Genomic DNA, 22635 nt, shown 5'->3' with positions numbered 1-22635 from the left:
ATGCAACCCTGGCAGCCGCTGCTCGACTGGTGGTTCGGCGCCCCCGCCGCGCCGGGCGAGCAGGCGGCGCGCCAGAACGGGTTGTGGTTTGGCTACCGGCCCGAGCAGGATGCCGAGGCGCGCGAGCGCTTCGGCGGGTGGGTCGAGCAGGCCCTGCGCGGCGAGCTGCACTGGGCAACGGAGCCGCACGGCTGGCTGGCCGAGCTGATCTGCCTGGACCAGCTGACTCGCATGATTCACCGGGGCACGCCCGCCGCGTTTGCCGGTGATGCCCGGGCCCAGGCGCTGCTCGATGTCGGGCTGCGCCAGGACTGGGATCGCCAGCTGTCCGACCTGGAACGGGTGTTCTGCTACCTGGTGCTGGAGCATGCCGAAGACTTGCTCCTCCAGGAGCGCGCCGTGGCGGCCTTCGCCGAGTTGCTGGCGCGCCAGGCCGAGGCCGACCGCGCGGCCTTCCAGTCCTTCCACGACTACGCCGAGGCGCATCGCCGGGTGATTGCCCGCTTTGGGCGCTTTCCGCACCGCAACGCCATCCTCGGCCGACCGAGTAGCGGCGCCGAGCGGTCCTTTCTCGCCGAGCCCGGTTCGTCGTTCTGAGCGCGACCCTTCATCGCCGCGCCACCTCCCCAGGCTCGCCGCTCGCGGGCTTTCCCGTTAGGCTGCCGTCCATCGTTTTATCGAGGAGCTGCGCCATGTTGTCACGTCTCGCCATCCTGCCGCTGTGCCTGCTGCTGGCCGCCTGCAGCAAGCTGACCCAGGAAAACTACGCCCGGCTCGAAGCCGGTATGCCGCGGGCCGAGGTCGAGGCGCTGCTGGGCAAGCCGACGCAGTGTTCCGGCGCGCTGGGCCTGTCCAGCTGCACCTGGGGCGACAGCGAGCGCTACGTGAGCGTGCAGTTCGCCGGCGACCAGGTGCTGCTGTTCTCCGGCAAGGGACTGCGCTGACGTTTCCTCGCTATCATCCCGTGATCCGCAGCCACGCCTCGGGAGCAACCCATGCAACCCCTCTACCCGGACATCAAGCCCTACGCCTGCCATGCGCTGGCGGTCGATGACACCCACACCCTGCACGTCGAGGAGAGCGGCACGCCGGACGGCCTGCCGGCGCTGTTCGTGCACGGCGGGCCCGGCGCTGGCTGCGATGCCAGTTCGCGCTGCTACTTCGATCCGACCCTGTACCGCATCGTCACCTTCGACCAGCGCGGCTGCGGCCGCTCCACGCCGTTCGCCAGCCTGGAGAACAACAGCACCTGGCACCTGGTGGAGGACATGGAGCGCATCCGCGAACAGCTGGGCATCGACAAGTGGCTGCTGTTCGGCGGCTCCTGGGGTTCGACCCTGGCGCTGGCCTATGCGCAGAAACACCCGGATCGGGTGCTGGGGCTGGTGTTGCGCGGCATCTTCCTGTGCCGTCCGCAGGAGTTTCACTGGTTCTATCAGGAAGGCGCCAGCCGCCTGTTCCCGGACTACTGGCAGGATTACCTGGCGCCGATCCCGCCGGCCGAGCGCGGCGAGCTGATGCAGGCCTACTACCGGCGCCTGACCGGCGAGGACCAGATCGCCCAGATGCAGGCCGCCAAGGCCTGGGCGGGCTGGGAAGGCCGCACCGCCACGCTGCGTCCCAACCACGAGGTGGTGGAACGTTTCCACGAGCGCGCGCTGTCCATCGCCCGCATCGAATGCCACTACTTCGTCAACGATGCCTTCCTGGAGCCCAACCAGCTGCTGCGCGACATGGAACGCATCGCCCACCTGCCGGGGATCATCGTGCACGGCCGCTACGACGTGATCTGCCCGCTGGACAACGCCTGGGCGCTGCACCAGGCCTGGCCGAACAGCGAGCTGCAGATCATCCGCGACGCCGGCCATTCGGCGGGCGAGCCGGGCATCGTCGATGCGCTGGTGCGCGCCACCGACGCCATGGCCCGCCGCCTGCTGCGCCTGCCCAACGGTGGTGACGCATGAAGGCCCTGATCCAGCGGGTGCGCGCCGCGCGGGTGGAAGTGGCCGGCGAGGTGGTCGGCGCCATCGACCAGGGACTGCTGGCGCTGGTCGGCGTCGAGCCGCACGACACTCCGGCCAGCGCCGACAAGCTGCTGCACAAGCTGCTCAACTACCGGGTGTTCGCCGATGCCGACGGCAAGATGAACCGTTCGCTGACGGATGTGGACGGCGGGCTGCTGCTGGTCTCGCAGTTCACCCTGGCGGCGGACACCAAGAGCGGCCTGCGCCCGAGCTTCTCCACCGCCGCGCCGCCGGCGCTGGGCGAGCAGCTGTTCGATGACCTGCTGGCCAAGGCTCGCGCCCGCCACGGCCAGGTGGCCAGCGGCCGCTTCGGCGCCGACATGCAGGTGCACCTGATCAACGACGGGCCGGTGACCTTCCTGCTGGAAACCTGACGGGCTGCACGGGCGGAACGGCGGCCAGAAAGGTGCTGACCGCGGCTGCGTAGGGTGGATGTCGTATTTCACATCCACCGTGGCCCCGCTCGGTGGATCGATGAAGCGCGATCCACCCTACATCCCTGGCGGTCAGGCGCCGCGCTAATACAGCCGCGCCAGCAGCGCGGTGACGGCGGTTTCCACGCGCAGGATGCGTTCGCCCAGCTGCACCGGCTGCAGGCCGGCCTCGCGCAGCTTGTCCACCTCGTAGGGAATCCAGCCGCCTTCCGGGCCGATGGCCAGGGTTACCGGCTGATCCAGGGGCAGGCCGCGCGGGCAGGCGGGGAAGTCGCCGGGGTGGCCGACCAGGCCGAGGGTGCGGTCCGCCAGGGCTGGCAGGCGGTCTTCCACGAACGGCTTGAAGCGCTTTTCGATGCTGACTTCGGGCAATACGGTGTCGCGGGCCTGTTCCAGGCCTAGGATCAGCTGTTCGCGGATCGCCGCAGGCTCCAGGAATGGCGTCTGCCAGAAGCTTTTCTCCACCCGGTAGCTGTTGAGCAACACCAGCCGCGCCACGCCCAGGGTGGCCACGGTCTGGAGGGTGCGCTTGAGCATCTTCGGGCGGGGCAGGGCGAGCAGCAGGGTGATGGGCAGCTTGGGTGGCGGCGGCTGGTCGAAGGTCACCTGCAGCTCGGCTTCCTGCGGACCAAGACGCAGGATGCGACCTTTGCCCATCAGGCCCGCCAGGCGGCCGACGCGCAGGCTGTCGCCTTCGTCGGCGCGGTGGACTTCATGCAGATGGACCAGCCGCCGATCGCGCAGGATCACACGGTCGGCGGCAATGAAGTCGGCCTCTTCGAGCAGCAGCAGGTTCACGGCTGGGCGCTGGGTGGCTGATCGTTGTGCTCGGTCGTTTCGACCTCGGTCGAGGTTTCGCTGGCCTCTTCGGCCTGCTCCTTCTGGCGACGGACCATTGCGCCGAAGAACACGCCCACTTCAAACAGCAGCCACATCGGCACGGCCAGCAGGGTCTGCGAGAACACGTCCGGTGGCGTGAGCAGCATGCCCACCGCGAAGCAGCCGACCACCACGTGCGGCCGGCTCTTGCGCAGGGTCGCCACGTCGACGATGCCGACCCAGATGAGCAGGAAGGTGGCGATGGGAATCTCGAAGGCCACGCCGAAGGCGAAGAACAGCGTGAGCACGAAATCCAGGTACTGGCCGATGTCGGTCATCATCGCCACCCCTTCCGGGGTCACGCTGGCGAAGAAGCCGAACATGATCGGGAACACCACGAAGTAGGCGAAGGCCATGCCGGCGTAGAACAGCAGGATGCTGGACACCAGCAGCGGCACGGCGATGCGTTTCTCGTGGGTATACAGGCCCGGCGCGATGAAGCCCCAGGCCTGTTGCAGCACCACCGGCATGCCCAGGAACAGCGACACCACCAGGGTCAGCTTGAACGGCGTGAGGAACGGCGAGGCCACCCCGGTGGCGATCATCGTCGCGCCCTCAGGCAGGTAGGCGCGCAGCGGCGCGGCCACCAGCGCGTAGATGTCCTGGGCGAAGTAGAACAGGCTGACGAAGATCACCAGCACGGCGATCACGCAGCGCAGCAGGCGCGTGCGCAGTTCGGTGAGGTGCGAGACCAGCGGCATTTCCTGGTCGCCGGGTTGGCGCGTACTCATGATTGCTGCGGTTTGTCCGGGGTGGTGGAGGCGGAGGTGCCGGTCGGCGCCGGCTCGGTGGGCGCCACCGGGGTCGGCTGGGGCCCAGCGGCTGCCGTCGCCTCGGCGGCGGGCGCCGCAGGCGTGTCGGCAGGCTTGTCCGCCGGTTGCAGGCCCAGGTTTTCCTTCATCTTGCGCTCCATATCGAGAATGTTCTCGTTATGCAGCTGGCGACGAATCTCGTCGGCGCCGATCTCACGCTCCACTTCCGTCTTGATGGACAGGAAGCTGCGCTTGATACGCCCGATCCACAGCCCGGCAGTGCGCGCGGCTCCCGGCAGGCGCTCGGGGCCGAGCACCAGCAGGGCCACAAGGCCGACCAGTAGCAGTTCGCTGAAGCCGATATCGAACATGAGCGGACCTTGGCTGGGGCTTAGTCTTTCTTGACCGGGTCTTCGACCTTGCGGGCTTCGCCATTGATGACGGTGCCCTGTTGTGCCTGCTGGTTCGGAACCTGCTGGTTGTGCTTCTGCTCTTCGCTGGCCTTTTCTTCGTCAGCGCCCACCGATTTGCGGAAGCCCTTGATCGCGTCACCCAGGTCGGAACCGAGGCTCTTCAGGCGCTTGGTGCCGAACAGCATGACGACGATGAGCAGGATGATGAGCAGTTGCCAGATGCTGATGCCGCCGAATCCCATGATGGAATCTCCCAAGTGAATGTCAGGATTGCGGGCGCGCGGCCTTTTCCGCGTGCCCGGAGAGGCCGAAACGGCGCTCCAGTTCGTCGAGTACCGCCTGCGGGTGCTGGCCGAGGGCGGCAAGCATCACCAGGCTGTGGAACCACAGGTCGGCGGTCTCGTAGATCACATCGCTGCAGTCGCCACTCTGCGCGGCGTCCTTGGCGGCCAGGATGGTTTCCACCGACTCCTCGCCGACCTTTTCCAGAATCTTGTTCAGGCCCTTGTGGTACAGGCTGGCCACATAGGAGCTGTCAGGCGCCGCGTTCTTGCGCGACTCCAGCACCTCGGCCAGACGGTTCAGGGTGTCACTCATGGCTGTGTGCCTTGTGATAGATGGCGTCGGGGTTCTTCAACTGGGCGTCCACCGTGTGCCAGGCGCCGTCGCGATAGACGCGGTAGAAGCAGCTTTCCCGGCCGGTGTGGCAGGCGATGCCGCCCAGCTGCTCCACCTGAAGAACGAGCACGTCGGCGTCGCAGTCTAGGCGCAGCTCGTGCAGCTTCTGCACGTGACCCGATTCCTCACCCTTGCGCCACAGCTTGCCGCGCGACCGGGACCAGTAGATGGCACGACCTTCCTGGACGCTCAGGCGCAGGGATTCGCGGTTCATCCAGGCCATCATCAGGATGCGGCCCGTCGTGTGGTCCTGGGCGATCGCCGGCACCAGGCCGTCGTCGTTCCAGTTGATCTCTTCCAGCCAATCGGTCATTGCGTGTTCGCTACTGCTTTCGGTGAGGCCGGTGGTCCGACCGGGTGTTGAGTGTGCCACCGCCAGCGCGCTGCTGGCTATCGGCGGATGATCAGATAAAGGCCGGCGGTCGCCATCAGCCAGATCGGCCAGGCCTCCAGGTTGTCCAGGGTCTGGCTGTTAGCTACAGCAAAAAGCGCGCCACCTACCAACAATGCGGCGCCGGTCAGGCGCAGCACCCAGCTGTCGCGACGCCGCCAGGGCTCGGGCGGATCGTTCAGGTGCGGGCGCGACAGGCGCTCCAGCAGGTCGCGGGTCATGTTGGCCAGGTGCGGCAGCTGTTCGAGCTGCGACTTGGCCTGCATGGCCAGGTTCAGCGGGCTCATGCGCTCGCGCATCCAGCGCTCCAGGAACGGCTTGGCGGTGGTCCACAGGTCCAGGTCAGGGTACAGCTGGCGGCCGAGGCCCTCGATGTTCAGCAAGGTCTTCTGCAGCAGCACCAGCTGCGGCTGGATTTCCATGTTGAAGCGCCGGGCGGTCTGGAACAGGCGCAGCAGCAGCTGGCCGAAGGAAATGTCCTTGAGCGGCTTCTCAAAGATCGGCTCGCACACGGTGCGGATCGCCGCCTCGAACTCGTTCACCTTGGTGTCGGCCGGCACCCAGCCGGAGTCGATGTGCAACTGCGCCACCTTGCGGTAGTCGCGCTTGAAGAAGGCCACCAGGTTGCGTGCCAGGTAGTCCTGGTCCTCTGGGGTCAGGCTGCCGACGATGCCGCAGTCGATGGCGATGTACTGCGGATTGCGCGGCTGACGGGTGCTGACGAAGATGTTGCCCGGGTGCATGTCGGCGTGGAAGAAGCTGTCGCGGAACACCTGGGTGAAGAAAATCTCCACGCCGCGTTCGGCCAGCAGCTTCATGTCGGTGTTCTGCGCGCGCAGGGCGGCGATGTCGGTCACCGGCACGCCGTAGATGCGCTCCATGACCAGCACCTTGGGCCGGCAGTAGTCCCAGTGGATCTGCGGCACGTAGATCAGCGGCGAGCCTTCGAAGTTGCGCTTGAGCTGGCTGGCGTTGGCCGCTTCGCGCAGCAGGTCGAGCTCGTCGTAGATGACCTTCTCGTAGTCGCTGACCACTTCCACCGGGTGCAGTCGGCGCGCCTCGCTGGACACGCCTTCGGCGATACGTGCGAGCAGGAACAGCCAGGCCAGGTCCTGGGCGATGATCGGCCGCAGCCCCGGGCGGATCACCTTGACCACCACGTCTTCGCCGCTGTGCAGGCGCGCGGCGTGCACCTGGGCGACCGAGGCCGAGGCCAGCGGCTGCTGCTCGAAGCTGGCGAACACCTTGGCAATGGGCGCGCCCAACTGTTCCTCGATCAGCGCCACGGCCCTGGCCGGCTCGAACGGCGGCACCTGGTCCTGCAGCAGCGCCAGTTCGTCGGCGATGTCCTCGGGCAGCAGGTCGCGGCGGGTGGAGAGAATCTGCCCGAACTTTATGAACACCGGGCCCAGGTCCTGCAGCGCCAGGCGCAGCCGCGCACCGCGCGAGAAGTCGCTGCGCCGGCGCGGCAGCCAGCGCCAGGGCAAGGCGTAGCGGGTAGCGGCCAGCCACCAGGGCAGCGGCAGGGCGTACAGCAGGTCGTCGAGGCGATAGCGGATGACGACCAGCAGGATGCGCAGCAGGCGGCGCAGGGCGGCGAACAGCTTCATGAAGTCCGGTTTCCTCGGCTCAGGCGTTCGACCCGGGCCTCAAGACGGTCGATGGCCATTTTCATCTGGTCGAGTTCGGCGAAGCGGGCCTCCGCCTCGCGGTTGCCCACCAGGCTGCGGGCTTCCTCGGTCAGGTAGTCGGCCAGGTCCTGGCGCAGGCTGCCCAGGCTGTCGCCGGCCCAGCCGGCGGCGCTGCGCAGGCGGCCGCCCAGCAGGGCAGCCCCCAGCGGGCCGACCCAGCGGCCGAGCTGGTACTCCCAGTCCAGTTCCAGGGATTGCAGGATGTCCGCCAGCTCGGTGAGTGCGCTGGCGTCACCGTCCAGCTCCACCTGCGGGCCGTGCAGCACGGCGACCTTGTCGCGACTCACGGCCAGGCGCAGCAGCTCGCTGGCTGGAGCGCGCAGGGTGCAGTCGGCGGGTGCTTCCCAGTGGCTGGCCAGGCGCAGGCCGTTGGCACCGGGCAGCAGGTGGATCCGCAGCGTCGGCGCCGGGCAGTCGATGGCCAGCACCTTGCCTTCCAGGCGCGCCAGCCGGGTCAGCGCCACGGCATCCAGCGCCAGCAGCGGATTCAGGCCGCGCTCGACGGCGGCGAGCAGGGCGGTGCTCAGCATCAGGGCTTGATGCCGCGGTGCAGGGCGACGATGCCGCCGGTCATGTTGTGGTAGGTGACCCGCTCGAAACCGGCCTCCTGCATCATGCCCTTGAGGGTTTCCTGATCGGGGTGCATGCGGATCGATTCGGCCAGGTAGCGGTAGCTCTCGGAATCCTGGGTGATCAGCTTGCCGAACAGCGGCAGGGCGGTGAAGGAATACAGGTCGTAGACCTTGCCGAACAGCGGGTTGGTGGGCTTGGAGAACTCCAGCACCAGCAGGCGGCCGCCCGGCTTGAGCACCCGCAGCATGGAGCGGATGGCGGCGTCCTTGTGGGTGACGTTGCGCAGGCCGAAGGCGATGGTCACCACATCGAAGTAGTTGTCCGGGAAGGGCAGCGCCTCGGCATCGGCCTGCACGAAGCTGACGTTACCGGCCACGCCGCTGTCCAGCAGCTTGTCGCGGCCGACCATGAGCATCGAGGCGTTGATGTCGGCCAGCACGACTTCGCCGGTTGGGCCGACGATGCGCGAGAACTGACGGGTCAGGTCGCCCGTGCCGCCGGCGATATCCAGCACGCGGTTGCCCGGGCGCGCGCCGGACAGCTCGATGGTGAAACGCTTCCACAGGCGATGCACGCCGCCGGACATCAGGTCGTTCATCAGGTCGTACTTGGCGGCCACGGAGTGGAACACCTCGGCGACCTTCTTCGCCTTCTCGCTCTCGGGCACGGTCTGATAACCGAAGTGGGTGGTCGGTTCGGCCTCGGGCTTGCGGGAATCGTTCATGTCGGTCACCTGATGAAAAGTGGCGGGCATTCTAACCGCTGGCGCCGGAGCCGACCATGTATGCGATCAGCAACCCGGCGTGGCGAACTGGAGTATATTGGCGCGTTTTTTTGCCCGACCCCGGAGTATGCGATGGCCACCATTCGTGTCGAACGATCCCACCAGCTTGGCCGCGAGGCCGTGCGCGACAAGGTCGAGGCGCTGGCCGCGCGCCTGGCGCGCGAGTATCAGCTGCGCTGCCAGTGGCGCGGCGACCGGCTGGATGTCGAGCGCAGCGGGGTGAAGGGTCACATCGCCATCGATGAACGCGCGGTGCGCATTGAACTGAGCCTCGGGCTGCTGCTGTCGGCGATGCGCGGGCCACTGCAGAGCGAGATCGAGTCGGCCCTGGACCGCGAGCTGGCCTGACGCTGCGCGAGAGCCAGGCCGGCGCTGCCGCAACGGCCAGGCTACAGCCGGAAGCGCTGGGTCAGCTGGCGCAGGTCGCCGCCCAGGCGCGCCAGTTCCACCGTCGAGGTGGCGGCCTGCTCGCTGGCCGAGGCAGTCTGCTGTGAAATGTCCTGCACCTGCGTCACGCTGCGGTTGATCTCCTCGGCGACCGCGCTCTGCTCCTCGGCCGCCGCCGCGATCTGCTGGCTCATGTCCTGGAGCTGCGACACCTGTGCGGTGATGTCGCGCAAGGCTTGCCCGACGTCACGGGCGAGGGTCACGGTGTCCTCGCTCAGGGTGCGGTTCTCGTCCATCGACTGTCCCGCGTGCTGGGCAGCCTCCTGCAGGCTGGCGATCAGTTGCTCGATCTCCCGGGTCGACTGCTGGGTGCGCTGGGCCAGGCCGCGCACCTCATCGGCGACCACTGCGAAACCGCGTCCGGCTTCGCCGGCACGCGCCGCTTCGATCGCTGCGTTGAGCGCCAGCAGGTTGGTCTGCTCGGCGACGTTCTTGATCACATCCAGCACGCTTCCGATGGCCTGGCTGTCGTGCCGCAGGCGCTGCATGGCTTCGGCCGAGCGGCTGGCTTGTGCGGCCATGCGCTCGATCTGCTCGAGCGCGGCGGCCACCACACGCTGACCGGCGTGCGCCTGCTGTTCGGCCTGGTTGCTGGAGGCGGCGGCGCTGGCCGCGTTGCGGGCCACCTCCTGCACCGTGGCGGCCATCTCGTTGATGGCGGTGGCGACCTGCTCGGTCTCCGCCTTCTGATGCTGCACGCCGCTGCTGGTCTGTGCGCTGATCGCCGACAGTTCCTCGGCGGAGCTGGCGATGCGGGTGACGCTGCCGTCGATGCTGCCGATCAGTTCACGCAGGCTTTCGCGCATCTGGTGCATGGCCCGCTGCAGCAAGCCGAGCTCGTCGTGGCGGTCGCTGACCAGGTCGGCGCGCAGGTCGCCGCTGGTGATGCGCTGGGCGAACTCCAGGGTCTTGCGCAGCGGCTCGGTCACCTGGCGGGCGATCACCACGGCCGCCACGGTGCCGAGCAGGATGGCCAGCAGCATCAGGCCGAGGGTGACCTGGAAGGCCAGGGACAGTTGCGCCTCCATGCGCTCGCGAACCTGCGCGTTCAGCTCGCCGATGGCGCGCACCGACTCGCTCTGGTGTTCCAGCAGGGCGGCGTGGGCGGCGGCGGTTTGCGCCAGGCCGTCCTTGAAGGATTCGATGCCCTGGCGATACAGGGTGAGGTACTGGCTGAGCTCGTCCAGGTAGGGGACCTGCCGCGCAGGCAGCAGCTGGCGCAGGGTCGCCGCCTGGTCCAGGGCGCGCTGGAAGCCCGGAATGGCCAGCTCGAAGGAGGCGTCGGTGTGCTGGAACACGAAGCCGCGGACCAGGTAGCGGGTTTCCAGCACACGCTTGACCAGGTCGCCCAGCGCGCGGTTCTGGCGATGCAGGGCGGTGTCCGTGGGGTTGGCCTGCAGCGCGGCGTCGATCTGTTCCTCCAGTGCGGTCAGCGCGGCCATGGCCTTGTTGCCGTTGCCGATCATTACCTGGCGGCTCTGCTCGCGCGACGCGCGGGCCTCGATCAGGGCATCGAACGCGGTGCGGATGGCGGCCAGACGCTGCAGGTTGGCGTCGATCTCGCGGTGGATGCGCGGGTCATCCTGACGCGCGCCGCGCAGCAGTTCGGCAATGCCCCCTTCCAGTGCGGCAAGCTGCTCGGCGTGGCGGGGGTGGGCATCCTTGTCGAAGCGCAGCTGCAGCGGCGGAATGGTTTCCGCCAGGCGAGCCGCCTCAGCCAGACGGTTCTGCAACAGGCTGCCGTCGATCAGCTGGTCCAGGCTGCGCAATCCATACAGGTTGCCCAGCAGGGTGAAGAGGATCGCGAAGCCGAAGCCGAGGCCGAGCTTGCGGGTCATGGGCAGGTTCGCCAGCAGGCGATGGAAAAGGGACATGAGGACTCCTGTCTCGGGTTACTCCCCCTCGCTCTGCGGCGGGGGTGACCCGCCTGTTTCGTCCAGCGGACGCGAAACTGGAGACGCATGACTCACCGCTATCCGTTTTTGTCGCTTCTAGTATGAGATTTCTAATCCTGCCGACTAGCGTGCACCACGAGCCCAGCGAAACGGGCGTGTTCTTACCCACCAGTGGAGAGGTGCAACATGGTCAAGACAGCATTGAAGAAAGTGAATGAAGAAGCCGCCCGCCCGGTGCTGGAGGGTGTCCGCTATTCCGCTCGCCAGCTGTGGCTGGCCGGCATCGGTGTCTACGCCAGCCTGGGTCGCCAGGGCCTGAGCTACTTCCGCGAGCTGGTACGCAGTGGCGAAGAAGCCGAGACCCAGGGCAAGCAACTGGTCAGCGAGAAGCTCGAGCAGGCCACCGACCGGTTCAAGTCGGTCCGTCGCCGGGTCGACTCGCGACTGGAAAAGGTCGAGGAGCGGGTCGGTGCGCGCGTGGGCCGTGTGCTCAAGCGGGCCGGCGTACCGAGCCGCGCCGATATCGAGGCGCTGTCGGACAAGCTCGACGGTCTGAATGAAATGCTGGTGCGTACGGCCAAGCCGTAACAAGGAGGCCATCATGGCTGACAAACGCAAGCAGAGCGGCTGGAGCGAGGATGTCGAGAAGTATTCGCGGCAGATCTGGCTAGCCGGTCTGGGCGCCTACGCGAAAATCGGCGAAGACGGCAGCAAGCTGTTCGAGTCGCTGGTGCGCGAAGGCGAAAGAACCGAGCAAATGGTCCGCGACGAGGTCGAGGCGGTGAAGAACGGCGCACGCAGCCGGGTTGCCGAGGCCAGGGACAAGGCGCTGGGCAAGTGGAATGCGCTGGAGGAGGCGTTCGACAAGCGCCTGAACAGCGCGATCACGCGCCTGGGGGTACCGAGCCGCCACGAAATCCTGGCCCTGGACGACAAGATCGAGGCCCTGAATCGTCAGCTGGACCGGCTGAGCGCGTTGCGGCTGGTGCAGGACGAGCCCGCCAGGCCGGCGGACGAGGCGCCGAAGAAGGCAACCCGGGCCAGCAGGCCCGCGCGCAGCGGCGAGAGCAAGCCGCGTGCGCGCAAGCCCAAGGCTGTGGTCGAAGCGCCGCAGGCCGAAACGCCGGAAACCGCCTCGCAATAAGGAGGCCTGAACGCCCCGCCTGCGCGGGGCGTTTCGCTTCCAGTGCCAACCGCTGGCCGTTACCCTCGATAGCGCCGCGCCAGACTGGCCGTGTCCTGGCGCGACGCGTCCGACAGGTGCGGCGAGACCAGCATCATCAGCTGATAGACCACCTGTTCGATGTCGGCCCGGCGCCCCAGGATGCGCTGGTAGTCCAGAGCAAACAGCAGGGTCAGGGTGATCTGCTCCACCAGCTCGCTGATCACAGAAGGCTCGCCCTGCAGGCGTGCCTGCCCCTGCAACTGGGCGAGCAGGCTGGCCAGGCAGTGCTTGAGCTGTGCCAGCCAGGCCCGTACCCCGCGGGCCAGGGTGGGTTGGCGCTCGGCCAGGTTGGCCAGGTCCTGGAACAGGAAGCGATAGGCTTCCAGGCGCTCCACCAGCAGCTGCAGGAACAGCCAGTAATCCTCGATGGCCAGCCGTGCATCGTTCGGCGGCGGCTGCAGCAGTGGCGCCAGCTCCTGGCGGAAGCGCTCGAACAGCGCCAGCACCAGGGGCTCCTTGCCGCGAAAGTGGTAATAGAGATTGCCTGGGCTGATGCCCAGCTCGGTGGCGATCTCCAGCACCGAGACATTGGCCTCGCCGCGTGCATTGAAGCACTGCAGTGCACATTCCAGGATGCGCTCCCGGGTTTTCATGCGTGGGTCTCCAGACGCTGATGCACGTAGCGTCCCGGGGCCGGGTCCAGCGCCGGATAGTCGTCGTTGCCCGCCGTGTCGTGTGCTGCCTGCAGCGGGCCGGCATGCGCCTGCAGCCACTCCATCCAGCGCGGCCACCAACTGCCTGCATGCGTCTGGCTGATCGCCTGCCAGGTCTGCGGCTCGGCATCCAGACGATCGGTTTCCTGGTAGTGGGCCCTCGGGTGCCCGGGCGGATTGACGATGCTCTGTACGTGCCCACTGTTGACCAGCAGGAAGCGGCGCTGGCCGCCGAGCAGGCGTGCCGAGCGGTAGGCGGCCTGCCAGGGCGTGATATGGTCGTTGCGGCCGGCCACGCTGAAACTGTCCACCGTCACCTGCGACAGGTCCACCGGCTGGCCGCACACTTCCAGGCCCCCGGGCCGCGCCAGCGGATTGAATTTGAAGAAATCCAGCAGCTCGCCGTGCAGGGCGGCGGGCAGGCGCGTGTTGTCGTTGTTCCAGTAGAGGATGTCGTTGGGTGGCGGCTGCCGGCCGAGCAGGTAGTTGTTCACCCAGAACGGCCAGATCAGCTCGTTGGGCCGCATCCAGGCGAACAGGCGTGCCATCTCGCGGCCGTCCAGCACGCCCTGCTGGTAGGAGTGGCGCTTGGCGGCCTCCAGGCCTTCCTCGTCGACGAACAGCAGGGGCGTGGCATCGAGCTGGCTGTCAAGCAGGCTGACCAGGTACGTGGCGCTGGCCACCTGGCCGAGGCGGCCGACCGCCTGCAGGTAGCCTTGCAGGGCGGCGATGGTCAGGCCGCCGGCACAGGCGCCGAGCAGGTTGACCTGTTCGGCGGCGCAGAGGGAGCGGCAGGCATCCATGGCCTCCTCCAGGGCCTGCACGTAGCTGGACAGGCCCCACTCGCGCTGTGCGCGGCCGGGGTTGCGCCAGCTGACCATGAACACCTGGATGCCCTGTTTCAGGCAGTACTGCACGAAGCTCTTCTTCGCATTGAGGTCGAAGATGTAGAACTTGTTGAGCTGCGGCGGCACGATCAGCAACGGCACGGCGTGCTGCTGCTCGGTCATCGGGTGGTACTGGATCAGCTCCAGTACCTCGTTGCGCAACACCACCGTGCCGGCGGTGGTGGCCAGGTTGACACCGAGCTGGAACACATCGGCAGGCACCTGGTTGGGCAGGCCCCTCGGCAGGTCATGGGCCAGCTGGCGCAAGCCGCGCAGCAAGCTGGCGCCCCCCGTGTCGAAGCACTCCTTGACCACCAGCGGATTGAGCGGGCTGTTGGAAGGCGACAGCGCATGGCTCAACTGGGTGGCCAGGAACAATGCACGGTCGCGGTCGTCGCTGGGCAGGTTGCTCTGTTCCAGCCAGCTGAGCCATTGATGCTGGCAGGCCAGGTAGGCCTGCAGGGTGCGCCGGTACACCGGGTTGTCATGCCAGGTCGGGTCGGCGAATCGCGGGTCGTCGCCCACCGTGTGAAGGGTTTCGCCCCGTAGCACGCGGGCCAGCTTGCCGGTCAGCGCCAGGCCGTTGCGCAGGGTATGCAGCGGCTGACGCAGCCCCTGGCCGAGCAGCAGGCCGAGGCTGGAACGAAGATCGCGCCCGCGCAGGCCGATGATCGCCTGCCGGGCGGTGAAACGCGTTGGGGGAAAGTCGGCGCTGGCCGGCCTGGGCTCGTGCATGGGCAACACTCCTTGTCATCACTCAGCTGGCGCGCGCCAGCCCGCCGGGCGGGTGCATGACCGCGCGCTTCGGCTCTTCTTCGAGAAAGGCCATGATGATCGGCGCAACCGCGCGGGCCCGGGTTATCAGGAACAGGTGGCCGTCATCGATGACATGCAGTTCGGCATTGGGAATGCGCCAGGCCAGCAGGCGCATGTTGACCAGCGGGATGATCGGGTCATCGTCGCCGGCGAGGATCAGGGTCGGCTGGCGGATGCGATGCAGCCAGGGCAGGCTGGTCCAGCCCAGGCCGGCGAACAGTTGCCAGTAGTAACCCAGCTTGCCGCCGGAGCGGATCTTGCTGGCGTGCTCCAGCGCCAGCTCCGGATCGCGGCGGAAGGTGCCGCCATAGATGTGCGGGGCGATCTTCGCGCCGTAGGAAGGCTGCAGGTAGCGCCGTGGGCTGGCCATGCGCAGCAGCACCTTCGGTTTGCCGGGCACCATGAAGGCGCCGGCGGAGGTGGCCGCCAGCACCAGTTTCTTGCAGCGCTCGGGAAAGTCGTGGGCGAACTGCTGGGCCAGTGCGCCCCCCCAGGAAACGCCGATGACATTCACCTGCCCATAGTTCAGGTAGTCGAGCATGCGTGCCATCAGGCGCGCCAGGCCGCCGAAACGATAGGGCAGCAACGGCGTGGAGGAGCCCCCCACGCCGGGCACGTCGAAGGCAATGACCTCCAGGTCCGCGGGTAGCGCGTTGACGAAGGGCAGCACCAGCTCCAGGTTGGCGCCGATGCCGTTGCAGATCAGCAGGGGTGGCAGATGGGACGACCCCGGGCGCACCGCGGTGCGCAGCGTCTGTGTGTCGAGGATGATGGTGCGGAAAACGAATGACTGCGACATGCGCCAATCCTCCGGTCGGTGGGCGTGCTGCGTCCGGTGCCGCCGCCGGGGCGGCGGCACTCCTTAAGGGGCGATACGGCCCGCCCCGGTGCATCAGCACTCGTGGACGTAGGTACCCGGCGCCGGTTCGGCCGCCGGGAAGGCACGGTTGCCGGTGCGGCGCGGCGCCTTCTTCAGCTCACCGGAGCGCGCCTGCAGCCAGTCGCGCCAGTACAGCCACCAGCTGTCGCGCTGTTCAGTGGCGCCGGCCTTCCAGGCATCCGGGTCCTCCTCCAGGGCTGCGCCGTGCAGGAAGCGCGCCTTGGGATTGCCGGGCGGATTGAGAATGCTCTGGATATGACCGCTGTTGGAGAGCACGAATTCGCAGTGTTCGCCGAACAGCCGGGCGGACCTGTAGCTGGCCTGCCAGGGCGTGATGTGGTCGGTGGTGCCAGCGATGCAGAACACCTCGGCCTCGATGGACTTCAGGTCGATGGGCGTGCCGCACACCTCCAGCGCGCCGGGCGTGCGCAACGGGTTGTTGCGAAACAGCTCGATCATGTCATGGTGCAGGCCGGCCGGCAGGCGGGTGGTGTCGTTGTTCCAGTAGAGGATGTCGAACTCCGGCGGCAGGTTGCCGAGCAGGTAGTTGTTCACCCAGTAATTCCAGATCAGGTCGTTGGGGCGCATCCAGGCGAACACCCGGGCCAGATCGCGGCCTTCCAGCACACCGGCTTCGCTGGAGCGGCGCTTGGCGGCGTCCAGGGTCTTGTCGTCGACGAACAGCGCGTACTGACTGTCGAAGTCGGTGTCCAGCACGCTGACCATCAGGGTCAGCGCCTTGATCCGGTTGTCCCCCAGCGCGGCGTAGTGGCCCAGCAACACGGCGGCCGTAACCCCGCCGGAGCAGGCGCCGAGCATGTTCAGATCCGGGCTCCCGGTGATTGCCAGCACGGCGTCCACGGCTTCCTTGAGCGCCTCGATGTAGCGGTTCAGGTCCCAGTGGCTGTGCTGCCGGGTCGGGTTGCGCCAGCTGATGATGAAGGTCTGCAGCCCGCTGTCCAGGCTGAAGCGGGCCAGGCTCTTGTCCGGGCTCAGGTCGAAGATATAGAACTTGTTGATCTGCGGCGGCACCACCAGTACCGGTCGGGTGTGCACCTGCTCGGTGGTCGGCTGGTACTGGATCAGTTCCAGCAGCTCGTTGCGGAACACCACCGAGCCCGGTGTGGTGCCCAGGTTGCGGCCGACTTCGAAGGCCGCCTTGTTGACCTGGGACGGCAGCCCGCCGTTGCTGACCATATCGCGGGACAGCTGCGACAACCCTTTGAGCAGACTGGCGCCTCCAGTCTCGAACAGGCGCTTGACCGCTGCCGGGTTGGCCAGGCTGTTGGTGGGCGCCATGGCCTCGGTGAGCAGGTTGAGGATGAAGTGACCGCGGCGGATATCGTCGGCGGGCAGGTTGCTGGTCTCCAGCCAGTCATGCAGTTCCTTGCGCCACGCCAGGTAGGCCTGCTGATAACGGCGGTAGATGGGGTTGAGCTTCCAGGCCGGGTCGCTGAAGCGGCGGTCGTCCGGGTCGGGGCGCAGGTCGGACTTGTCCAGCAGGACATCCTTGAGGGCGCTGCCCAAACGCAGCAGGTGCCGGGCGCTGTGCACCGGCTGGCGAACGGTCTGGGTGAGAACCTGGCGGGAAGAATTGAGCAGATCCTTTCCGCGCAGTCCGGCAATCGGATGGGGTTTGCAGCCGTGCAGGGCGAGGGGTTGTTGCATGTCCGTGCTCATCGAAATGAAGCTCCATCTCCTGATGCGAGAATGCCGCGCGACCCGGAATGGGGCGTACAGCGTGGGCGGTGAGCGGCCCTGGCGCAGGGGCCGGGTCGAACCGCATCAGGTGTATAGGCGACATTCGCGCACTTGCCAGTTTCAGGCGGTTTTTTTACGCCGAATGGTGGTCTGGTGTGCGAAACGGCACAGATGCCGAACAGGGCTGCGCCGGCCTGGGGCGTTGGCCGGGCGCAGGCCCTGGAATGGGGCGTTGAGCGGAGGTCAGAGCATCAGGCGCACGGCCGATTCGTCGGGGTCGCGGGAGCGGCCTGCGGCATTCAGTCGCTGCAGGTAGTCCTGCCAGAGTTCGTCCTGATGGGTGGCCAGCTGGTGCAGGTAGTCCCAGCTGTACAGGCCGCTGTCATGGCCGTCGTCGAACACCAGCTTGAGGGCATAGTTGCCGGCCGGCTCGAGGCCGGTGAGGGCCACCTGCTGCTTGCCGTACTGCAGCACCGGATTGCCATGCCCCTGCACCTCGGCCGAGGGCGAGTGCACGCGCAGGAATTCGGCGCTGAGCAGGTAGCGTTGCTCGCCGTAGCGCAGCTCCAGGGTTTTCGAGGCCTTGTGCAGCTTGATCGCGGTGGGAATATGCATGGAGAGACTCGCTGAAAGCGGGAAGCCGGAAGGGTGAACAACTCGCGTAGCGATTGTCCGCCGCTCGAGGCGGGGAGCGAAGGTGGTGGAAAACCGCTGTGCGGGTTTTCCACCCTACGCTTTTCCATCAAAGGATATAGCGCGACAGGTCCTCGTCCTTGGCCAGCTCGCCCAGGTGCTGGTTGACGTAGGCGGCGTCGATGCGGATCGGCTGCTCGCCGTGGGCCGCGGCGAGGTCACCGGCGCTGAACGAGACTTCCTCGAGCAGGCGCTCCAGCAGTGTGTGCAGGCGTCGCGCCCCGATGTTCTCGGTCTTCTCGTTGACCTGCCAGGCGATCTCGGCGATGCGCTTGATGCCATCGGCGGCGAACTCGATGTCCAGCCCTTCGGTCTTCAGCAGTTCGCAGTACTGCTCGGTGAGCGAGGCATGGGGTTCGCTGAGGATGCGTTCGAAGTCCTGTGGCGAGAGGGCCTTGAGCTCGACGCGGATCGGCAGGCGGCCCTGCAGCTCCGGCACCAGGTCGCTGGGCTTGGACAGGTGGAAGGCGCCGGAGGCGATGAACAGGATATGGTCGGTCTTCACCATGCCCAGCTTGGTGTTGACCGTGCAGCCCTCGATCAGTGGCAGCAGGTCGCGCTGCACGCCCTCGCGGGACACGTCGGCACCGCCGACATTGCCGCGCTTGGCCACCTTGTCGATCTCGTCGATGAACACGATGCCGTTCTGCTCGACGGCCTCCAGGGCACGCGCCTTGAGTTCCTCCTCGTTGACCAGCCGTGCGGCTTCCTCGTCGCGGATCAGCTTGAGCGCATCCTTGATCTTCAGCTTGCGGGTTTTCTTCTTGCCCTTGGCCATGCCGGCGAACAGGCTCTGCAGCTGGTTGGTCATCTCCTCCATGCCCGGCGGGGTCATGATCTCGATGCCGGTCGGCCCGTCGGCCACCTCGATGTCGATTTCCTTGTCGTCCAGCTGGCCTTCGCGCAGGCGCTTGCGGAACAGCTGGCGGGTGTTGGAATCCTGCGCCGGTGCGGTTTCCTCGCCAAAGCTGCGCGCCGGCGGCAGCAGGGCGTCGAGGATGCGCTCCTCGGCGGCGTCCTCGGCGCGGTGGCGCATCTTCGCCACTTCCTGCTCGCGGAACATCTTCAGCGCGGCGTCGGCCAGGTCGCGAATGATGGATTCCACGTCGCGCCCGACATAGCCAACCTCGGTGAACTTGGTCGCCTCGACCTTGATGAAGGGCGCGTTGGCCAGGCGAGCCAGCCGGCGGGCGATCTCGGTCTTGCCGACACCGGTCGGGCCGATCATCAGGATGTTCTTGGGGGTGACTTCCTGGCGCAGCTCGGCGGGCAGCTGCATGCGCCGCCAGCGGTTGCGCAGGGCGATGGCGACGGCGCGCTTGGCCTCGTCCTGGCCGATGATGTGGCGGTTGAGTTCGTGGACGATCTCGCGGGGGGTCATGGACATTCGGTTACTCCGGAGTGGGCGCGATCGGGTCAGACCGCGGAGTCCAGCTCTTCGAGGGTCAGGTTCTGATTGGTAAAGACACAGATGCTGCCGGCGATGTTCAGCGCGGTTTCCGCGATCTCGCGGGCGGACAGCGCCGGGTCGCCCTTCTGCAGCAGGGCCATGGCGGCCGCCTGGGCGAAGCCGCCCCCGGAGCCCATGGCGATCAGGCCGTGCTCGGGCTCGACCACGTCGCCGTTGCCGGTGATGATCAGCGAGGCGTCCTTGTTGGCCACCGCCAGCATGGCCTCCAGGCGGCTCAGCGAGCGGTCGGTGCGCCAGTCCTTGGCCAGCTCCACGGCGGCGCGCACCAGGTGGCCCTGGTGCTTCTCCAGCTGGCCTTCGAAACGCTCGAACAGGGTGAAGGCATCGGCGGTGGCGCCGGCGAAACCGGCCAGCACCTGGCCGTGGTAGAGGTGGCGGACCTTCTTGGCGTTGCCTTTCATCACGGTGTTGCCCAGGGAAACCTGGCCGTCGCCACCCATGACGACTTTGCCGTTGCGGCGCACTGAAACGATGGTGGTCAAGGGGAAAATCTCCACGCAGCGGGGCCGACGGCCCGAATGCAAGCCGATATGGGGGTGCCGGGGGGAGGCTTCAAGCGAAGGGCGACGAACGTCGAAGGCGGTGGAGGCGGAACGCCCCGGGCGTGGTCTGCAACACTGGGCCCGCGGGGGCGAATTCACTCGCGAGCCTTGAGGCGGTCCTGACCGTGCGCCCGGCCAGGGTCACACGGCCAGGGTAGCGGTTGCGGGAAAAATCGCGGGCCAGTCCGCTCCCGCGGAAGGCGGTGCGGCGCGAGGCGCGTCAATTCACCTTGCGCTGTTGCGGCAGGAGGTTGCTGAACCCATTGCTGGTGAGCACCTGCTGCGCCTGGCCCATCTGCTCGCGATTGCTGAACGGGCCGACCAGCACGCGGTGCCAGGTGCGATCGCCAACCGTGCCGGACTCCAGGCGGGCGATCTGGCCCAACAGGGTGATCTGCGCGCGCACGCTCTCCGCCTGGGCCTTGGTGGGGAAGGAACCGGCCTGCAGGAAAAACTGACTGGTGCTGCCGGTGGCAGCGCTGGCAACCACCGGTGGCGGAGGGGGCGGCACCTTGCCCTGCAGGGCCATCTCGGCGCGTTTGGTGTCGATGCGTGCGGCCTCCTGCGGGGTGACCGGTTTGGGCGCCGGTTTGGGCGGTGGCTTGACCGGCTCCGGCGGGACGATGACTTCCGACTCGGGCAGCAGGGTATAGAAGTCGTACTTGGGCTTGGGCGCCGCGGGTTCAGTCGGTTGTTTCGGGGCGGTGGTTTCCCTTGGGCGCTTCACCGCCTCGTTGCCGGGCTCGAGGGTGGCGAGAAACACGACGAAACCGCCGATCAGCAGGCCGCACGCCAGCCAGGCCCAGGCCGGCAGCTGCTTTTTGCTCGCAGGCGCCTGCGGGCGGCTGGCGCCACGCTTGGGGGCAGGTTTCTTGCGTGCGGCGGCAGCCATTTACATGCGCTCCAGAGGTTCCAGGCCGAGCAGTTCGAGCCCCTGCTTGAGGGTGCGGCCGGTCAGGGCGGCCAGGCGCAGACGGCTTTGCTGGGTGGCTTCGTCCTCGGCGGTGAGGATCGGGCAGTGCTCGTAGAAGCTCGAGAATAGTCCGGCCAGATCATACAGATAGGCGCACAGCAGGTGCGGCACGCCCTTTTCGCCAACACTGTTGAGCACTTCACCAAACTGCGCCAGCTTGGCGGCCAGGGCCTGCTCCTGTTCGGCCTGGATATGAATCTGGCCGTCCACCTCGTCGAGGCCCTTGCCCAGCTTGCGGAACACGCTGGCCACACGGGTGTAGGCATACAGCAGGTAGGGCGCGGTGTTGCCCTCGAAGCTCAGCATCAGTTCGAAGTTGAAGCTGTAGTCACTGGTGCGGTGCTTGGACAGATCAGCGTACTTGACGGCACCGATGCCGACGGCGCGCGCGATGGTGCGCAGCTCGGCTTCGTCCAGTTCGGGGTTCTTGCCTTTCACCAGGGCGTAGGCGCGTTGCTCGGCTTCGTCGAGCAGGTCGATCAGCTTCACGGTGCCGCCGTCGCGGGTCTTGAACGGACGGCCGTCGGCGCCGTTCATGGTGCCGAAGCCCATGTGCTCCAGCTGCATGCCGGCGTGCACGAAACCGGCGCGACGGGCCACTTCGAAGGCCATCTGGAAGTGCAGGGCCTGGCGCTGGTCGACGAAGTACAGCGCGCGGTCAGCCTTCAGTTGCTGGCTGCGGTAGCGCATGGCGGCCAGGTCGGTGGTGGCGTACAGGTAGCCGCCGCCGGCCTTCTGCACGATCACCGGTAGCGGGTTGCCTTCGGCATTCTTGAATTCGTCGAGGAACACGCACTGGGCGCCCTGGTCCTCGGTGAGCAGGCCCTGGGCGCGCAGCGCCTCAATGATGCCGGGCAGCTCGGCGTTGTAGGCGCTTTCGCCCTTCACGTCGGCCGGGGTCAGGCGCACGTTGAGGCGGTCGTAGACCTTCTGGCAATGCGACAGGGATATCTCGTTGAAGCGCGCCCACAGGCGCAGGCACTCGGCATCGCCGGCCTGCAGCTTGACCACCAGCTCGCGGGCACGGTTGGCGAAAGTTTCAGAGTCGTCGAAGCGCTGCTTGGCGGCACGGTAGAACTGCTCCAGGTCGGACAGCTCGGTTTCCGCCGACGCCGGGTTCTCTTCCAGGTAGGCCAGCAGCATGCCGAACTGGGTGCCCCAGTCGCCCACGTGGTTCTGGCGGATCACCTCGTCGCCGAGGAACTCCAGCACGCGGCCCACGGCGTCGCCAATGATGGTGGAACGCAGGTGGCCCACGTGCATTTCCTTGGCCAGGTTTGGCGAGGACAGGTCGATCACCACGCGCTGATGCGCGCCGGCCTTGCGCACGCCGAGGTGTTCATCGCCCAGCGCCGCTTCCAGGCGCTGGGCCAGGGCATCGGTGTTCTGGAAGAAGTTCAGGAAACCGGGGCCGGCGATGTCCACCTTGCTGATGGACGGATCGGCCGGCAGGGCGGCGATCAGCTTCTCGGCCAGGTCGCGGGGCTTCATGCCGGCGGGCTTGGCCAGCATCATGGCGATGTTGCTGGCGAAGTCGCCGTGGCTCTTGTCCTTGGTGTTCTCCACCTGGATGGCCGGGGTCAGGCCCGCGGGCAGCACGCCATCGGCGGTGAGGCGGTCAAGGGCTTGCTGGATCAGGTGGCGAATGCTGTCTTTCATCGGAAGGCTCGGTCGGCGGGGCTGCTCGAAAACCGCGCATTATAGAAGCAGCGGCAAGGGTCAGGCCACAGGCAAGGGCGTGGCGACGCCCGGTCGGTCGGCGCGTTCCTGGCCGCCGCGTGCACCCCCCCGCCCGGCGGCCACAAACAGCGTTGACCGCCCTGCGTGGTGGGC

General features: G+C 67.2%; 26 protein-coding genes. 7 read left to right on the top strand and 19 right to left on the bottom strand.

Annotated features, from left to right (window positions below):
* The 4 genes from PT85_RS10800 to dtd all read left to right on the top strand — a co-directional run bounded on the left by PT85_RS10800 (position 1) and on the right by dtd (position 2398).
* On the top strand, positions 1-597 hold the full coding sequence (locus PT85_RS10800) for a DUF924 family protein (RefSeq protein ID WP_039606633.1): 597 nt from the start codon (positions 1-3) through the stop codon (positions 595-597).
* A gap of 95 nt (positions 598-692) precedes the next feature.
* Positions 693-944 carry a hypothetical protein gene (locus tag PT85_RS10795; protein ID WP_027590006.1) on the top strand — a complete coding sequence of 84 codons (252 nt, stop codon included), beginning with the start codon at positions 693-695 and terminating at the stop codon, positions 942-944.
* A 51-nt stretch (positions 945-995) separates the two neighbouring features.
* A complete protein-coding gene (gene pip / locus PT85_RS10790; RefSeq protein WP_027590007.1) occupies positions 996-1964 on the top strand; it encodes a prolyl aminopeptidase in 969 nt (322 codons plus the stop codon).
* Positions 1961-2398 (top strand): D-aminoacyl-tRNA deacylase, encoded by a 438-nt coding sequence (gene dtd, locus PT85_RS10785; RefSeq protein ID WP_027590008.1) that lies wholly within the window; start codon positions 1961-1963, stop codon positions 2396-2398. Before pip ends, dtd begins: the two co-directional genes overlap by 4 nt.
* A gap of 144 nt (positions 2399-2542) precedes the next feature.
* Here dtd and PT85_RS10780 read toward each other — a convergent pair whose 3' ends face one another.
* The 9 genes from PT85_RS10780 to ubiE are packed head-to-tail and all read right to left on the bottom strand — an operon-like array spanning position 2543 to position 8559.
* Positions 2543-3256 carry a 16S rRNA (uracil(1498)-N(3))-methyltransferase gene (locus PT85_RS10780; RefSeq protein ID WP_039606632.1) on the bottom strand — a complete coding sequence of 238 codons (714 nt, stop codon included), beginning with the start codon at positions 3254-3256 and terminating at the stop codon, positions 2543-2545.
* Entirely contained in the window at positions 3253-4068 is an 816-nt protein-coding gene (gene tatC / locus PT85_RS10775) for a twin-arginine translocase subunit TatC (protein WP_039606631.1), read from the bottom strand. Before tatC ends, PT85_RS10780 begins: the two co-directional genes overlap by 4 nt.
* Positions 4065-4460: a Sec-independent protein translocase protein TatB gene (gene tatB, locus PT85_RS10770; protein ID WP_027590011.1), complete on the bottom strand. Its 396-nt coding sequence runs from the start codon at positions 4458-4460 to the stop codon at positions 4065-4067. Before tatB ends, tatC begins: the two co-directional genes overlap by 4 nt.
* Positions 4461-4480: 20 nt before the next feature.
* Positions 4481-4744 (bottom strand): twin-arginine translocase TatA/TatE family subunit, encoded by a 264-nt coding sequence (gene tatA / locus PT85_RS10765; RefSeq protein ID WP_027590012.1) that lies wholly within the window; start codon positions 4742-4744, stop codon positions 4481-4483.
* Positions 4745-4766: 22 nt separating this feature from the next.
* The gene (locus PT85_RS10760; RefSeq protein WP_027590013.1) at positions 4767-5099 is read right to left on the bottom strand and encodes a phosphoribosyl-ATP diphosphatase; all 333 of its coding nucleotides are present in this window, start codon (positions 5097-5099) and stop codon (positions 4767-4769) included.
* Positions 5092-5553 carry a phosphoribosyl-AMP cyclohydrolase gene (gene hisI / locus PT85_RS10755; protein WP_256214717.1) on the bottom strand — a complete coding sequence of 154 codons (462 nt, stop codon included), beginning with the start codon at positions 5551-5553 and terminating at the stop codon, positions 5092-5094. Before hisI ends, PT85_RS10760 begins: the two co-directional genes overlap by 8 nt.
* A 17-nt stretch (positions 5554-5570) precedes the next feature.
* Positions 5571-7181: a ubiquinone biosynthesis regulatory protein kinase UbiB gene (gene ubiB, locus PT85_RS10750; RefSeq protein ID WP_027590015.1), complete on the bottom strand. Its 1611-nt coding sequence runs from the start codon at positions 7179-7181 to the stop codon at positions 5571-5573.
* Positions 7178-7792 (bottom strand): ubiquinone biosynthesis accessory factor UbiJ, encoded by a 615-nt coding sequence (locus tag PT85_RS10745; RefSeq protein WP_039606630.1) that lies wholly within the window; start codon positions 7790-7792, stop codon positions 7178-7180. Before PT85_RS10745 ends, ubiB begins: the two co-directional genes overlap by 4 nt.
* Entirely contained in the window at positions 7792-8559 is a 768-nt protein-coding gene (gene ubiE, locus PT85_RS10740) for a bifunctional demethylmenaquinone methyltransferase/2-methoxy-6-polyprenyl-1,4-benzoquinol methylase UbiE (RefSeq protein WP_039559151.1), read from the bottom strand. The genes PT85_RS10745 and ubiE overlap by 1 nt, the downstream gene beginning before the upstream one ends.
* Before the next feature lie 132 nt (positions 8560-8691).
* Here ubiE and PT85_RS10735 point away from each other — a divergent pair, with 132 nt between their 5' ends.
* On the top strand, positions 8692-8967 hold the full coding sequence (locus tag PT85_RS10735) for a polyhydroxyalkanoic acid system family protein (protein ID WP_027590018.1): 276 nt from the start codon (positions 8692-8694) through the stop codon (positions 8965-8967).
* A 41-nt stretch (positions 8968-9008) separates the two neighbouring features.
* Here PT85_RS10735 and PT85_RS10730 read toward each other — a convergent pair whose 3' ends face one another.
* A complete protein-coding gene (locus PT85_RS10730) occupies positions 9009-10940 on the bottom strand; it encodes a methyl-accepting chemotaxis protein (protein WP_039606629.1) in 1932 nt (643 codons plus the stop codon).
* A 207-nt stretch (positions 10941-11147) separates the two neighbouring features.
* Between PT85_RS10730 and PT85_RS10725 the strand changes: the two genes are divergently transcribed.
* Positions 11148-11549, top strand: coding sequence for a phasin family protein (locus tag PT85_RS10725; RefSeq protein ID WP_027590020.1), 402 nt, complete (start codon positions 11148-11150; stop codon positions 11547-11549).
* Between the two features lie 13 nt (positions 11550-11562).
* A complete protein-coding gene (locus PT85_RS10720; RefSeq protein ID WP_039559288.1) occupies positions 11563-12105 on the top strand; it encodes a phasin family protein in 543 nt (180 codons plus the stop codon).
* Positions 12106-12164: 59 nt separating this feature from the next.
* Here the strand turns inward: PT85_RS10720 and PT85_RS10715 are convergent, their stop codons facing one another.
* The 9 genes from PT85_RS10715 to argS form a co-directional block, all read right to left on the bottom strand.
* On the bottom strand, positions 12165-12779 hold the full coding sequence (locus tag PT85_RS10715) for a TetR/AcrR family transcriptional regulator (protein WP_027590021.1): 615 nt from the start codon (positions 12777-12779) through the stop codon (positions 12165-12167).
* On the bottom strand, positions 12776-14461 hold the full coding sequence (locus tag PT85_RS10710; protein ID WP_039606628.1) for an alpha/beta fold hydrolase: 1686 nt from the start codon (positions 14459-14461) through the stop codon (positions 12776-12778). The genes PT85_RS10715 and PT85_RS10710 overlap by 4 nt, the downstream gene beginning before the upstream one ends.
* 22 nt (positions 14462-14483) lie before the next feature.
* Positions 14484-15341 carry a poly(3-hydroxyalkanoate) depolymerase gene (gene phaZ, locus PT85_RS10705; RefSeq protein WP_039606627.1) on the bottom strand — a complete coding sequence of 286 codons (858 nt, stop codon included), beginning with the start codon at positions 15339-15341 and terminating at the stop codon, positions 14484-14486.
* A gap of 93 nt (positions 15342-15434) precedes the next feature.
* Complete coding sequence (gene phaC / locus PT85_RS10700) at positions 15435-17090, bottom strand: class II poly(R)-hydroxyalkanoic acid synthase (protein ID WP_234702695.1); 1656 nt, start codon at positions 17088-17090, stop codon at positions 15435-15437.
* A gap of 276 nt (positions 17091-17366) precedes the next feature.
* The gene (locus tag PT85_RS10695; RefSeq protein WP_039606626.1) at positions 17367-17738 is read right to left on the bottom strand and encodes a gamma-butyrobetaine hydroxylase-like domain-containing protein; all 372 of its coding nucleotides are present in this window, start codon (positions 17736-17738) and stop codon (positions 17367-17369) included.
* A 127-nt stretch (positions 17739-17865) separates the two neighbouring features.
* Entirely contained in the window at positions 17866-19203 is a 1338-nt protein-coding gene (gene hslU, locus PT85_RS10690) for an ATP-dependent protease ATPase subunit HslU (protein ID WP_039559165.1), read from the bottom strand.
* Between the two features lie 29 nt (positions 19204-19232).
* Positions 19233-19769, bottom strand: a complete 537-nt coding sequence (gene hslV, locus PT85_RS10685; RefSeq protein WP_027590027.1) for an ATP-dependent protease subunit HslV — start codon at positions 19767-19769, stop codon at positions 19233-19235.
* Positions 19770-20049: 280 nt separating this feature from the next.
* Positions 20050-20721: an SPOR domain-containing protein gene (locus tag PT85_RS10680; protein ID WP_039606625.1), complete on the bottom strand. Its 672-nt coding sequence runs from the start codon at positions 20719-20721 to the stop codon at positions 20050-20052.
* Positions 20722-22461 carry an arginine--tRNA ligase gene (argS, locus tag PT85_RS10675; RefSeq protein WP_039606624.1) on the bottom strand — a complete coding sequence of 580 codons (1740 nt, stop codon included), beginning with the start codon at positions 22459-22461 and terminating at the stop codon, positions 20722-20724.
* Positions 22462-22635 lie beyond the last annotated feature (174 nt).

The sequence above is a fragment of the Pseudomonas flexibilis genome, from assembly GCF_000806415.1.
Lineage (GTDB): Bacteria > Pseudomonadota > Gammaproteobacteria > Pseudomonadales > Pseudomonadaceae > Serpens > Serpens flexibilis.
The sequence above is the reverse complement of the archived record's forward strand: the minus strand, read 5'-3'. Positions and strand labels throughout refer to the sequence as shown.